We start from the raw sequence: 13,749 nt of genomic DNA, 5'->3' as shown, positions 1-13,749 counted from the left end.
GCCCCACCGAATCCACCCGCCCTGTGTGCTCTCCTGCAATGCGCAGGGCGGTATCCGTTGATCACGCGCGTGTCGGCTCCGGCTTGCGCAGGCTCGTCAGCCGGCTCAGGGCGGCGCGGAGGCTGGTGCCTCCGGTGCCACGGGCGCTGAGGTAGCCGTCGGGGCGGACGAGGATCCAGTCCCCGGCGGTCGCGGCCAGTGTGTCGTGGACCCGACCGTCGGGGTCCCACACACCGTGGTCGCCGTCCGGGCGCTCCTGGCTGATCGTCACGGTGTCCACCCAGGCTGGCAGCGCCCCGGCCTCGGAGGTGAGGTGATCTTGCCCGGTGGCTTTCTCGCTCCCGGTGAAATGGAGCAGGTGCCAGGCGGGTGACCTGAGCTCCGCCCGCAGAGTGGTCCAACCGGGTGACTGCGCGTCGGCGGCTGAGATCTGGGTGAGCCGCTCGCCGGGGCGCGGGCCCTCGCCCGGCTCGTCGTCGGGGACCGTCAGCGGGCTGTCGGGATAGGCGATGGCCAGACCGGACATGCTCCGGATGAGCTGGTGCTGGAACTCACGCATCGACTCGGGGGACTCCGGGGTGCCGCCGGCGGTGTCGACCATGACGGTTCCCATGACCTTGCTGGTGGAGGCGAGCAGGGCCTGGCCGATGGGGACGCGCTCGGCGTTGTAGGTGTCGAGCAGGGTGGTGTCGGCCTGGCCGTGGATGACCATGGCCAGCTTCCACGCCAGGTTGTACGCGTCCTGGACACCGGTGTTGAGGCCCTGCCCCGACGCCGGGGAATGGACATGGGCGGCGTCGCCCGAGACGAAGCACCGCCCGGCGTGCATTGCGGGTACCGCGCGCTGCTGGATGGTGAACTTCGACGCCCAGCTGGGGTTCTCGACGACGGTGTCGCGCTCCAGTGCCTGCGACAGCTTGGTGCCGAACTGCCGGGCTATCTGCTCGGGGTCCTCGGGCTGCCCTTCACCGGTGGTGTCCAGCAGCCGCCATTTGCCCGGCTCCGGGAACGGGAACAGCATCAGCGCGCCGCCCGGTGGGAACAGCCAGTGCACGCCGTCGCGGTCCACGTCGGTGTGCACGATCGCGTCGGCGATCAGCCAGGTGTGGGCGGGCTCGCCCGTCAGGGGCAGCCGGAGCGTCTTGCGGACGGTCGAGTGCCCGCCGTCGCAGCCCCACAGGTACCGAGCGCGCACGGTCTCGTGCGCCGCGCCGGATCCGTCGCCGCCGCGCAGTACGGCCGTGACGGCTTCGTCGTCGTGCTGGAACGACTCCAGCCGCGTGTTCCACTCCACCGCGACCCCGGCCGACGCGGCGGCGCCACGGAGTACGCGTTCGATGATCACCTGATCGATGTTGAACATGTACGGGAACCGGGTCGGCAGACCGGCGAAGTCGAAGTCGAGCCGCATCCCGCGCCCGCCCTGGTGGCGGACGAACGTGTTGATCCTCGTGCCGTGCGGCGCGATCTCGCCGACGATCCCGAGCTGGTCGTAGATCTCCAGGCTCCGGGCATGGGCACCCAGCGCACGACTGGTCGTCGCCGGACCAGTCGCGGCATCCACCAAGCGAACCGACACCCCCGAGTGGGCCAGCCGTGATGCCGCCATCAGCCCCACTGGACCGGCCCCTGCCACGAGGACATCCACGTCATAGCCTGTCATGCGACCACGCTCCCTGAGTTAGCTTCGCTGACACAGGGACGGTATCTTACGAGCGAGGAGACCCACGAACCATGACGGCTGAGGATCGCGCGGACGCATATCTGCCGCTGCCCGCACTTCTGCAACGAGGTGTCCGATGGTTCTCCGATGAACTCGTGGCTCGCCTGGAGGCCGCGGAAGTAGCCCCCGTGACGCCGGCGCACACCACCGTGCTCGCACACCTGGACCACGACGCGCCCCTGAGCATCGCCGAGCTGGCCCGCCGTGCCGGCGTCACCCGCCAGACGATGCACCGCGCCGTCACGCAGCTCATCGACGAAAATCTCCTGACCAGCACGCCGGGGCCCGGATTTCCGCGCAGCACCCTCATCCGGCTGACCGACGCCGGATGCCGGCGCCGTGATGTCGCCCTGAAAATTCTTCGTGACCTGGAAGTGGAGCTCGGCAATCGGCTGGGACCCGCGACCGTGGCAGAGCTTCGTGACGCCCTGACCCGAGCGTGGCCACGCTGAAGGATCACCCATGCCCTCGACGTCACCTGCGACGATGCCCACCGGAGACCGCGAAGCAGACGCCCGTCACGGAGCGCGACCCGCGAGATCCGCACCGGCCGCTTCAGCGCGACGTCCTGAGCGATCAGGACGCGGCCGTGCTGTTCCAGGCTGCCCGTTTGCAGTTCGACTTTGCGGGCGGGCCCGCCGACTACCTCGTTGACGAACGGCCGGGCAGCGGGCGGCCGGGACGATGCGTGAAAGTCGATCGTGCGGATTCCGCGCACTGGTGTGGCAGGCGAGGGTCTGTTCCTTCGAGCGTGCGGCGCATTTTCTCGACCTGTTCCTTCATCTGGTCGTCGGTGCGTGTGCTGTGCCAGATGGTGCCCTCCCACTTGACGTACTGAGGGTCGCGGTCGCGTAGGAGGACGGGCTTGAGGTGGCCGTGGAAGAGGAGTGTGCGGCCCTGGTTCCGGCGGAGCCGGCTGAACCACATCGCGCTCTTCTCGTGCCGGGCGAGCCGGTTCGCGGCGATGCCGGGGAGGGTGCCGCGGACGCGGCCGGGTGTGTAGGTGGTCAGGGGTCGGCTGGGCGGGCGCCAGGAGTCGGCGAGGGCCCAGTGGGCGACGGCGTCGCCGCCGCGATCGGTCGGGCTGTAGGGGTAGGTGACGCGGCCTGCGACCTCCGCGAGGAACCGGGCCTGCTCGGCTTCGGTGCCGCCGGCCAGCCGACGCCAGAAAGGCGAGGCGATCAGCGGTGCCAGGGCGACGGCTTCGGGATAGACCGCGGCGAACAACCGCGAGGTGCTGTAGTCGACGTAGTCCTGCTTCTTCCGGTCGAAGGGGATCAGGACGTCGATGCGGTCGTCCCAGGTGTCCCAGGAGCCGAAGGGCGTCGGGCGCCCGTCCGGAGACCAGATGTGCGCGCAGATCATGAGGCCGGTCAGCACCGCGTCGTAGGTTGCGGCCCAGCCGTAGCGCCGCAGGAGGAGCAGGTGGCGCCGCTGGGCGTCGATGATCTCCGGAAACCGGGTGAGATCGACGGCAGGATGGTCGATGTCTGGCGGCCCGATCCAGGTGCTGTGCCGCAGGCAGACGTAGACGTGGTGCGGCAGGAGCCGGACCACCTGGCCGCCGGGATGGCGGGCGTCGCAGAGGTGGCAGCCGGTCTGCGGCTGGTGGCGGAACATCTCCCAGTTGGGCGCCGGGTCACGCAGTTCCGGCATCGCCCCGGCCAGGGCGTGAACGCTTCGGCCGGTCAGCGCGGCGAGCCGTCCGGGGACTACGACGCGACGGCCGGCCCCGGGATAGACGGGCTGGGTGATCTGTAACCACAGGCCGTTGACGTCCAGGCCGTGCAGGGTGGCCAGGCGGCTGATGTAGGACGGGGGGATCTCGTGCCGGGCGGGCGGGACGGGGTCGGGCAGCGTGCGGATGAGCATCAGGCCGCGCGCCTCCGCCGCCTGTTCGCCTTTGCCGGGGCGGTGAGCTGTTCGGACTGTTCGGCGGCGAAGTCGATCGGGACGCACTCCAGCAGCTCTTCGGTGATGGCTTCGCTGCCGTCCTCGATGGCCAGCACGGCGGCACCGCGGATGAGCTGGGACAGCCTGCCGATCATGCCGCCCGTGCGGTGGAAGAGGTAGTCGCTCATCGCGGTGAGGGTGCCCGGCGCGTGCTCGTGGAGGCGGAGCATGGATTCCAGCGTGCCGACCAGGCCCCGCCAGGCGTCCTTGTCGCCGGCAGTGGCGTAGGAGAACGGGGCGGCGGGGATGACGACGAACCGTCCGGCGATCTGCCGGCCCCGGGTTCCGGCGAACAGGCCCTGGCTCTCGATGTCGATGCCCGCGTAAGCGAACGTGGCCGGCAGGCGCTCGGCGAAGTACTTCAGTTGGTCGGACGCCTCCGCCCCGTGTCAATGGCCTTGAAGTGCTCCCCGTAGGCGGCCAGGGTTTCGCCCCACTGGTGGCCTGCGAGATCTCCCCAACGGCGGCCAGATAATTCCCCGCCGTGGTGAGTGTGCGATCAGCTGAAGGGCTTGACCCCCTGTCCGGAGGTGGCCTGGGTGAGCCGGAAACTGTCACCTTGAGTGACCACGATGTGAGCGTGGTGCATGAGCCGGTCGACCTGCTTCAGGTAGCGCGACCGCTTGCCCTCCACCGTCCGCAGGCTCACATCCAGCTCGGCCGCTTTCGCCCTCATCCGCTCGGTCAGCGACCGTGTCACCGGGTCGTACTCCGGCCGCGCGGGCGTGCCCGGCTCGGCGCCGGGCGGCAGCCCGGTCTCCACCTCCACCACGTGCCGCTGCCACTGAACCGCCGCCGCCCGCGCAGGCTCCGGCAGCGTCTCCAGCAGACCGAACGGCTCCAGCTCCGGCAGCGGCTCGGCGCCGGTAACAGCGAAGTCCGGCGCCGCCATCAGATACGAGGCCAGCACCACCGATTCCGCCCCGCCGGCCGACCGCAGTCGCACGGCCGTCCCGGCCAGCGCCACCACCCGATGTTCGTCGCCGTCAAAGGTCAGCCAGTCGCCCGGCCGCAGCACCGAGCTCTCGCCCGCGGTCATCGGCTCACCCCTGGCGCGACCAGGGAGCCGCCGTGCAGGGGCACCGCGGCATCCTCCGTCAGCTCGTGCGACCACAGCAGGTGGAACAGCACCGGCAGCACCGCCAGCGGGTCACCCGCCTCCGCAGCCCCGTCCATCAGCGGCAGCGGCTCGGCGAACACCTCCCGCAGCAGCGAGGCGACCGGCTCCACCCAGTGCCGGGGGTGCCGGTAGCCCGCCAGCCACCGCACGTTGCGGACCACGACCGGGTCCGGGGCGCCCAGCAGCCGGAACTCCCACCCCACCGAGGCGCATGCCGCCTCCGTCGCCTCGAACTTCGCGCAGTCGCGAGGACCGCGGCGCTCGGCCGGGCGGCAGTCGATGACCACGGCCATCCCGTCATCGCGGCGGGCGAAGTAGTCCGGCGCGTGCGAGACCGGCCGCCCGTTCGCCGCCGACCAGAACAGCCAGAACGGCTGCGAGGAGATCCCCACCACCGCCGGGTCGAAGTCCAGCAGCATGACGTGGTCGCGCTCCAGCCAGGACTCGTACCCGACGTGCCCGCCCGTCGTCGCCGACCACCACAGGCCGGGCAGGTTGCGCTGCCGACGGTACGACGCGAAGGCGCGTACGGGAAGGGCGTGCTCGAACGGCACGGACCACGCCTCCACCAACGGGCGCCGTAACTCCGTCCTGTCCGGGGCGACGTACGCGACCTTGAACCCGGTCGTCGGCGGTCCGGCAGAACCGCCGGGCAGGACCTCTAACGCACGGACCACGTCTGCCTAACCCCACCCATCGCCGCAAGGTAACTCTTCAACCCGCAAGATCCCCCGCAGCGTATAGCTTCAATCCGCAGCCTCCGAAGTCACAGGACAAGTACTGCGCTACCGTCGCGCAACCAATCAGCTACTCCTGCCCCGTACACACCTGGTCATCGCTTTCATGACTGGCTAGGAGACCGCTGATGAAACTTCGTCCCCTCGGGCGCCGACGCCAATGGCGGGCGACGATGGTTTTTCTCGCCGCGGCGAGCGCGTTGGCCACGGTGCCCGCCGGTGCAGCCGCGGTAAACAGCGGGACCCACACCGTCACTTACCACGGCTACCAGGTGCAGGTGCCGGACAGCTGGCAGGTCATCGACCTGACGGCGCAACCCGAGACGTGCATCCGCTTCGATCACCCGGCGATCTACCTCGGCCATCCCGGCATCCGCACCCACTGTCCGGCACACCTGTTGGGGCGAACCGCGGGACTACTCGTCGAGCCCCTGGACGCTCTTGCCGCACAACGGATGACCGACACCACCGCCCGAGCCGATCACGGCACCGCGGTCGCGCCCTCGGCCATCTCCCACAATGACGAGATCAACGTGGCCGTCCAGGACGCGGGTGTGCTCGTCACGACAGCACAGACCCCGGATACCGAAACAACGGTGCGCCGTGTCCTGGAATCCGCGACCCTGACCGCCGACGCCGAAACAGCCCCCGTGCCGCCCGCTGCGCAGGCTGCGCGCCTGGCCGCCGCCGGACCGCAACCCGGCACCTTCCTCGGTAAAGCCTTCGACGCTTGCGCTGCCCCGTCCCAGTCCACCATGAACACCTGGTACGGCGCCTCCCCCTATCGCGCCGTGGGCGTCTACATCAGCGGCGCCACCCGCGCCTGCGGTCAGCCGAACCTCACCGCGAACTGGGTGACCAACCAGACCTCCAAGGGCTGGCGCCTCATCCCCATCGACGTAGGCAAGCAAGCCCCCTGCACCACCTTCTCCAACAAGATGTCCTCCAGTACGGCCACCGCCCGCTCCCAGGGAGCCAGCGCAGCCGCCACCTCGGTTGCCGCCGCACAGGCCCTCGGTATCCCGGCCGGCAGCGCACTCTACAGCGACATCGAGGGGTACCCGTCAACCAGCTCATGCAAGGCATCCGTGCTGTCCTACCTGTCCGGCTGGACGGATGCACTGCACACCGATGGTTACCTCGCCGGCCTGTACTCCAGTGCCGCCTCCGGCATCAAGGACGCCGCCACCGAATACACCAACACCGCCTACACCCGCGTCGACCACATCTGGTACGCCTGGTGGAACAGCGCCGCCGACACCAAAACCGGCAACTACGTCCCGGCCACCTCGTGGGCCGACCACCAGCGCATCCACCAGTACAAGGGCGGCGCAAGCGAAACCTGGGGCGGGGTGAGCATCAGCATCGACCGCAACTATCTAGACGTCCGTACCTCCGCTCCAGCCTCTCCCAATTGCACCGCTACCAACCGCAACTTCGGCGCCTATACGACGCTGACCCCCGGTTCCACCGGCGAACAGACCAGCGCCGCCCAGTGCCTGCTCAAAGGGGCTGGCTACGACCCTGGCCCAGGCACCCCCACCGGCACCTATGACGCCCCCACCGTAGCCGCCACCACGTCGTTCCAGGCCAACCGCGGGCTTCCCGCCGACGGCATCACCGAGTCCAGAACCTGGACAGCCCTCCTCGCCCGGGGCTCCACACCGATCGTACGGATCGGCTCCACAGGAACCGCCGTAGCCCGCGTGCAACGCGCCCTCACCGCCGCACTCGGCCGCACCATCACCATCGACAGCACCTTCGGCGCAGGCACCGACAACGCCGTCCGCGACTACCAGTCCACCCGCGGCCTGCCCTCCGACGGGATTGTCGGCCCGGCCACCTGGTCGGCCCTCCAAACAGGGAAATAGGCACACCCCCACAACGAACACACCCGGCCCTCCTGCCCGCGGACCGCGAAAGGGCGTCCCGCTGCATCCGCTGAGCACACAGGCCGCAAGTCCGGCATAGGGAGATGACGGTGCCATCAACCCTCGACAGTCACCGACCCGGCCTCTGCAGAAGAAATGCAAGTCCGCCCAATATGTGACACGGACAGATGAAGGGCTCTTCGTGTGAACGCGGCGCAGAGCGCTCCCCAAGCTGTTCCGAGAATCCGGAGACCCTCATATACGCGCGTAAGTGGAGAATCTACTCGTCGGCCGCAGGCGCCTTACTGGCGTTCGTCATCACCGCCCCGGAGGCAACGGCTGCCTCGACAACGCCCGCCCCAGCAGCACGGCAGAGCAGCCGCAGTGCAGCGCTGCTCGCCGACGTCGACTACCAGACCTGGCAACATGATGTCGCGGCCGCAGCCGCTCTCCTGCGCCCCTATATCGAGCAGCGCACCGCGAATGCCTCCGGTCAGAAGTTGGCGGTGGTCCTCGATATCGACAATACCTCGCTGGAGACGTACTTCCACGACGTCTGGGAGTTCCCCACCCCCGCGACCAAGCCAGTTCTCGATGCGGCCCGCTACGCGAAGTCCCGCGGCGCAGCCATCTTCTTCATCACCGCACGTCCGGGCATCCTCCACTCGCTCACCGAGTACAACCTCAAGAAGACCGGATATCCGGTCGACGGACTGTACGCACAAGACCTGCCCGACTTCTTCGACAAGGTCAGCAAGTACAAGACCGCCAAGCGCACCGAAATCGAGGCGAGGGGCTACACGATCATCGCCAACATCGGCAACAACACCAGCGACCTGGTCGGCGGCCACGCCGAAAAGACATTCAAACTGCCCGACTACAACGGCGAACTGTCCTAGCCCGATCCCCTAGCCCGCGACGCGGACGCTGCCCCAGGCCGTCGAACGCCCCGCACAGGGGCCCAAGAACGCCGCCCGACCCTCCTCGGGCGGCAGAAGCCGCCGGTGCGGTCCCCGCAATCCCCTTGCGCGCACCGGCGGCGGGCTCCGCGATCGGCACAAAGCCTCTGGGACATTGACGTCCTGACCACCTTTCCGGGATCCGTGACCTCGCACACACCCGGTGCAGGGGGGAGTGCCGCAAAGGCTGTCTCGCCGCACGCACGACAGCGTCGCCCTTCGACGGACAGGGCCCGTCGTCGACAACAAACAGGGACCTTCTGCGGGCTCTGTGGTGACGGGGGCACCGCCCCAGCTCAGCGAACACCCGACTCGGGGTTCCAAGGGCCCCGCCCGGCCCTTCCCCCATGGGGCCGGACGGCACGAAGCCGCCGGTGGTGCCTCTCCCCCTTGCGGCCCGCGCCGGCGGCTTCGCTCCTCGCGGACGCGGGTTTCCCTGGATCGCGATGCCCTGTCGGCCGCTCCCGGCGAGCCCTGTTGCTTGTGGACTTCGAAGGGGCGGCTGCAATCCTGTGAGCATCGCTGAGCGCCAGGAGCCGTGCCACGACGGCCGTTGTCGGTGTATGGGTTCGGGACATTCGTGACGTTGCTGTCGCAGTCTGTCGGGGCGGTCTCGTTGCCGGGCACGAGCCCGGCGTGGGTCCCAGGCAACTTCGACGGTGGTGTCGTGGAAGTCGCGCGCGAGTTCCTTCAGAATCGTGGTGGCGGTGTCCAGCGCCACTTCGGGATCCGGCAGCTCGTCGCTGAGGCGACCGCAGAGCAAACCGCCTTCCACGGTGAGGACGCTGCAGCGCCGACTGTCCGCCGCTGCCCGAAGAATCTCCCCGTGGGCAGGCCGAACGGCGGCTGCTTCCTGTTCTGTCGTCTCGCCACCCGGCCATCCAACACGGCGGGCCAGACGGCCTCGGTGGTAGATGGCGAAGCAGGCGCCGCGGCGGGGGTTGGTGCCCGTCTTGGGGTGGGCGGATCGGAGGTAGGGCTGGCCGGTGACGAGTTCGAGGCCGACGTCGTGACGGGCTGCCGACCGTTGGTTCCTCGAGCCGGGCGGCCGTCCGGGGCCTGGACGGGAGAGTGTGGGAACAGCCGATGGTGAGGGAAGGCGAGCCGGGAGGTTCCGAAACCCGCGACGGACGCGGGCCGGGGTCAGCTTGTTCGGATCGAATGGTTTTCTCCCAGGAGCGTCGTAGGTAGGTAGGGAGCGAGCGGGCCGGGCGGAACTGGGGTGTGCGGCGATGACCAGCCGGGTCCAGCGGTCGGCGGCCTCCGGTTCCCGGACCTTCGGCCTGGTCCATCCCATGGTCTGTTTGATCATTCTGAAGGTGTGCTCGATGTCGAACTGGCCTCATGCGCCGACCGACCCTGCCCGCGTCTACGACCCCAAGGACGGGCGACCGCTCCAAGCACGGCGGCGAGTTCGTCTTCGGCGACCCCGCCACCTGGGACAGCGAGCAGGCGGTGACCGTCCGCAAGCCGGGCCGCCGGGCCGAATCGTCGACGTCCCGGCGGGACCAGCTCGCAGCGGCCGCCTCATCCCGGCGGATCCTCCACGGGCGCGGCTATGAACAGAGCCGTCGCAATCGCCAGCAGTTCGGTGGCGGTGCGGGTGCCATCGACCGGAACGCGGGTGATCAGCGCGACTCCGCAGCCATCCTCATCAGCGCGTCGACGACGTGCTGCTCCGTCACTCCATAGATCGCACACAGGTCACGCACATCGCGGGGGTTGACGGCACGTTGGCCGAGTTCCAGGCGACTCATCTTGGGCTGGGATACTAGAAGTCTCTCTGCCGCTTGTGTGCTGGTCAGGCCACTGGCCTGGCGGAGCCGGCGGAGCTCGGCTCCCAGATGGTGTCTCCTGCTGGTGGGATTGATGGCCGCGATCACGGGTGGTGCGCCTCAGTTCACAGGGCCCTCTGCCAGTCGGCAGCCTGCCATGATCAGATTCAGTGAGCGCATTGTGTACTACCTGTCGGGGCCACTCGTGACCGTCTGTCGGAGTTCACCTATCTGGCGCAAATGGGCCGCCCCAGACTCAGCGCTGACCTGCGATGCCGACTGGGCGAATCGTCATGTCGGTATCACAATCGTTTCCGGTTCAGGCAGCAGCGCAATTCCTGCACATCGGCAGGCCAACGGGTAACCACCGCCCGACCATCGTCGAGGACCGGCGTGTGCCCTGGGAAAATGCTTCGGTTAAGGGACCAGCGCGAGGTGTCCGCCCAGGTTGCGCAGGGAGGTAGTGGTGGTCGCCGGGCGCAAGCCGGGAGGAAGGCCGAGAGAGATACGGAGCGCCGTCGCCTCGTGACGCGCCTGGTCGCCCGCGTCCTGCTGTTCGTAGATGTCGGCGATGACGTCAAGTGTCCGGGCGGTCCAATAGGGGGAACCGAGCCGCCGCCAGATGGCCAGCGACTGGCGGGCCGCGTCCATGGCCGCGGTGCGGCGCCCGTCGTGCAGATACAGGTCAGCGAGGGCACGCAAAGTGATCGCTTCGCCGAAACGCTCGCCGAAACGACGGTAGGCGGCCAAGCATCCGTCCAGGATGCTCTCGGCGTGTTCTGCTTCACCGCGCAGATCGGTGAGATGGCCGAGCCACTGCAGGACATGTACCTCGCCGACGTGGTTCCTCTGTGCTGCGGCGATGCGGCGGGCGAGCTCCAACCGTTGCCGGGCGGCATCCAACCCACCGGTCGCGAGTTCGACGAGACCAAGGCAGCGCTGCGCCGCGAACTCGCCCATGGGGTAATCGGCGTTGCTCGAGAGCGCAAGAGCGCGTTCGAACGCGATCCGTGCGGCGCTGGTCCTGCCACACTCCAGATGCACCGTCCCGAGCGCACACAGTGCGTAGGCTTCCGTGCGCAGGTTGCCTGTGGTGCGGGCGCCGGCAATTCCCCGCTGCAGGTACGAAACAGCCTCCTGGTAGCGGCCGCGCAGCCGTAGCAGGACGCCGAGCCCCACGGCGGCGGCGGCCTCACCTGGATCGGGCTGCCCGCGCTGCGCGTAGGTGTCCAAGGACCGGCGGAAGCAGGTGATGGCTTCGGAGTAGCGGTCCTGGGCGGTGTTGAGTTCGCCGAGCCCTCGATACATGACGGCCTCGCCGAGCAGATCGCCGGCATTGCGGGCGGCGGCCAGCGCTGTCTCATGGGTGTGCCGCCAGTCGTCGAAATGTGCCGATGACTCGCAGTAGTCGGCGAGGGCTGCGGCGAGCTGCCAGGCCGTACGGGGCTCGGCCTGGTGCACCAGCGCGCACAAGGTGCCCCGCTCCGTGCTCAACCAGGACAGCGGCCCGGTCAGCAGGCGGTCGGCGTCCTGGGGCAGCCAAGCGGGTGATGGAGCCGGCAGGGGATCGGCGAAGCCGGAGGCGAGCGTGTGTGCGGCACGCTGTGCGAGATGCAGATAGGCGGCGCAGACCCGAGTGAGCGCGGCAGCCCTCTCCGCTGGCGCCTCATGTGCGGCGGACTGCTCGCGTGCGCACAGCCGTACCAGGCTGTGCATGCGAAAGCGCGGTTCGCCCGTGGCGTCGGCCGCGGTGACCTCCAGCAGCCGGTTGTCGACGAGGGTGTCCAAAGCCGCTTCCGTTTCTGCGGGTCCACTGTCCAGGAGCGCGCCGACCACCCAGCCTGGAATGGATGGGACGGTCAGCTCACCGAGTAGCCGAAAGGCCCGTTCTGCGGCCGGTGCGAGGTGTTCGTAACTCAGCGAGACGCTGGCCCGTACCTCCAGGTCCCCGGCAACCAACTCGTCCAATCGCCGCCGCTCGTCGTCGAGCGCGTCCGCGATGCGGGCGGGGGAGAGGTGAGGGCGGGTTGCCAGCCTCGCGCCGACGATACGCAGTGCGAGCGGCAGATTGCCGCACTGGTGGATGATCCGCGCCGCGGTGCCCGGGGACCGGCGGATGCGGTCGTCGCCCGCAGCACGTTCCAGGAGCGTGCGCGCCTCGTTGTCGGGGAGCAGTCCCAGGTCGAGGCGGAGCGCACCTTCCAGGCCCGCCAGTGCACTGCGGCTGGTGGCGAGGAGGGCGCTGGCTTCGGTGCCCGGCATCAGGGGGCGCAGTTGCCATTCGCTGTGCACGTTGTCGAGGACGACCAGGATACGGCGGTCGGCGAGTGTTGACCGATACAGCCGGGACCGTTCGTCGAGCCCTTCGGGGATAACCGTGCCGTTGACACCGAGGGCTCTGAGTAGAGAGGACAGGAGGGCACCGGGCTCAGCCGACTGCTGGGCGAAGGTGCGCAGATCAGCGTAGAGCTGGCCATCAGGAAACAAGTTCCGCAACAAGTGCGCGGTGTGCACGGCGAATGCGCTCTTCCCGACCCCGGCCACACCCGTGACGACAACCACGCGCGATACGCCCGCAGGTGGGCCGCCCAGAAGGCCGAGCACTCGGTCCAGGTGCCGCCGACGGCCCACGAAGCTCAAGACAGCAGGCGGCAGTTGGCAGAGAGGTTTGCCAGGTTGGCCCCTGTCGTCGTCGAGCACCGTCCGCAGCGCCTCCTGCAGCCGGGCTCCCGGCGCCACGCCGAGTTCGTCGCGCAACAGGCGCCGAGCCGAAGCGAACGCCTGCAACGCCTCCGAGCGGCGCCCCGAGCGGTGCAGCGCGATCATCAAAGTGGCCCACAGCGACTCGTGCAGCGGCTGCTCGGCCAGCAGAGCGCCCAGCTCCGCCGCCAGTTCGCCGTGCCTGCCGGCGGCGAGTTTGGCTTCAGCCATTGCCTGGCGGGCGCTCAGCCGACACTCCTCCAAACGCGTGGACTCAGCCAGCACCGCCATGGTCGGCGGCACGTCGCCCAGCGCCCTTCCACGCCACAGCCCCAGAGCTTCGGACAGGACACCAAGGGCTTCCGTTGGTCGCCCGTCGGCCAACGCCATCTGACCGGCGGCAGCCAGAGCGGCAAACCTGTCGGCATCCGTCTCCCCGGGGCCCACGCGGAGCTCGTAGCCGCCGGACCGGGTAAGGAGCGCCCCTTCGGATGATCCCAAGGTTCTTCGTACGCGGTGCACGTACACTTGCAGGGACTTCGCCGCCGAGTTAGGAACCTGATCGCCCCACAGCTCGTCGATGAGGGCGTCGGCCGAGACGAAGTGGTTGGCATTGATGAGCAGCAAAGCCAGCACAGAACGTTGTTTCGCCGCAGGCAACGAAGTCCACCGCGTGCCGTCGAAGACATCGAGCCGTCCGAGGAATCGGTAGCGCATCTCACCACCTAGGTTGCGGTTGGGAGGCTTCCGGCAGCCCGGATTGCCCGCGACCAGGTGAGCATGACAAGCCGCGTACCCCAGCGCAACCACCGCGCTACTCCTGCCTGCCCTTCGGGATCGTGCCCCGGCGCGACGCTGGAAGCCAGCCGCCTTCCCGGGAGCCGACGAGTGGATCGATGCCGGCGACGTTG

General features: G+C 68.9%; 10 protein-coding genes and 2 pseudogenes. 4 read left to right on the top strand and 8 right to left on the bottom strand.

Annotated features, from left to right (window positions below; all coding sequences use genetic code 11):
* Positions 1–61: 61 nt before the first annotated feature.
* On the bottom strand, positions 62–1,663 hold the full coding sequence (locus C6N31_RS16580; RefSeq protein ID WP_138352376.1) for an FAD-dependent monooxygenase: 1,602 nt from the start codon (positions 1,661–1,663) through the stop codon (positions 62–64).
* 155 nt (positions 1,664–1,818) lie between these two features.
* Here C6N31_RS16580 and C6N31_RS16575 point away from each other — a divergent pair, with 155 nt between their 5' ends.
* Complete coding sequence (locus C6N31_RS16575) at positions 1,819–2,175, top strand: MarR family winged helix-turn-helix transcriptional regulator (protein ID WP_307811420.1); 357 nt, start codon at positions 1,819–1,821, stop codon at positions 2,173–2,175.
* A 190-nt stretch (positions 2,176–2,365) separates the two neighbouring features.
* Here the strand turns inward: C6N31_RS16575 and C6N31_RS16570 are convergent, their stop codons facing one another.
* The 4 genes and pseudogenes from C6N31_RS16570 to C6N31_RS16555 form a co-directional block, all read right to left on the bottom strand.
* Positions 2,366–3,595, bottom strand: a complete 1,230-nt coding sequence (locus tag C6N31_RS16570; RefSeq protein ID WP_138352374.1) for a hypothetical protein — start codon at positions 3,593–3,595, stop codon at positions 2,366–2,368.
* Positions 3,595–3,846: a hypothetical protein gene (locus C6N31_RS43865; RefSeq protein ID WP_232485270.1), complete on the bottom strand. Its 252-nt coding sequence runs from the start codon at positions 3,844–3,846 to the stop codon at positions 3,595–3,597. Before C6N31_RS43865 ends, C6N31_RS16570 begins: the two co-directional genes overlap by 1 nt.
* Positions 3,847–4,175: 329 nt before the next feature.
* A pseudogene (locus C6N31_RS16560) lies at positions 4,176–4,277 on the bottom strand (ATP-binding protein); the annotation flags it as partial.
* Between the two features lie 434 nt (positions 4,278–4,711).
* Positions 4,712–5,473, bottom strand: coding sequence for a TnsA-like heteromeric transposase endonuclease subunit (locus tag C6N31_RS16555; protein WP_198357747.1), 762 nt, complete (start codon positions 5,471–5,473; stop codon positions 4,712–4,714).
* A gap of 188 nt (positions 5,474–5,661) precedes the next feature.
* Between C6N31_RS16555 and C6N31_RS16550 the strand changes: the two genes are divergently transcribed.
* Positions 5,662–7,404, top strand: coding sequence for a glycoside hydrolase domain-containing protein (locus C6N31_RS16550; RefSeq protein WP_138352373.1), 1,743 nt, complete (start codon positions 5,662–5,664; stop codon positions 7,402–7,404).
* A gap of 188 nt (positions 7,405–7,592) precedes the next feature.
* Positions 7,593–8,303 (top strand): HAD family acid phosphatase, encoded by a 711-nt coding sequence (locus C6N31_RS16545; RefSeq protein ID WP_138352372.1) that lies wholly within the window; start codon positions 7,593–7,595, stop codon positions 8,301–8,303.
* A gap of 1,060 nt (positions 8,304–9,363) precedes the next feature.
* Here C6N31_RS16545 and C6N31_RS46910 read toward each other — a convergent pair.
* Positions 9,364–9,702: pseudogene (locus C6N31_RS46910) on the bottom strand (NF041680 family putative transposase); the annotation flags it as partial.
* A 5-nt stretch (positions 9,703–9,707) separates the two neighbouring features.
* On the opposite strand from C6N31_RS46910, the gene C6N31_RS16540 reads away from it, so the two are divergent.
* Positions 9,708–10,055 carry a hypothetical protein gene (locus tag C6N31_RS16540; RefSeq protein WP_187145373.1) on the top strand — a complete coding sequence of 116 codons (348 nt, stop codon included), beginning with the start codon at positions 9,708–9,710 and terminating at the stop codon, positions 10,053–10,055.
* Here C6N31_RS16540 and C6N31_RS16535 read toward each other — a convergent pair.
* Both C6N31_RS16535 and C6N31_RS16530 read right to left on the bottom strand, forming a co-directional pair.
* Positions 9,992–10,246 (bottom strand): helix-turn-helix domain-containing protein, encoded by a 255-nt coding sequence (locus C6N31_RS16535; protein WP_138352371.1) that lies wholly within the window; start codon positions 10,244–10,246, stop codon positions 9,992–9,994. The two genes, C6N31_RS16540 and C6N31_RS16535, sit on opposite strands and share 64 nt — an antisense overlap.
* Before the next feature lie 309 nt (positions 10,247–10,555).
* Positions 10,556–13,555, bottom strand: coding sequence for an AfsR/SARP family transcriptional regulator (locus tag C6N31_RS16530; protein ID WP_138352370.1), 3,000 nt, complete (start codon positions 13,553–13,555; stop codon positions 10,556–10,558).
* Between the last annotated feature and the right edge of the window lie 194 nt (positions 13,556–13,749).

The organism is Streptomyces fildesensis, assembly GCF_016107395.1.
Taxonomy (GTDB): domain Bacteria; phylum Actinomycetota; class Actinomycetes; order Streptomycetales; family Streptomycetaceae; genus Actinacidiphila; species Actinacidiphila fildesensis.
This window is presented reverse-complemented; position numbering and strand designations above follow the sequence as displayed.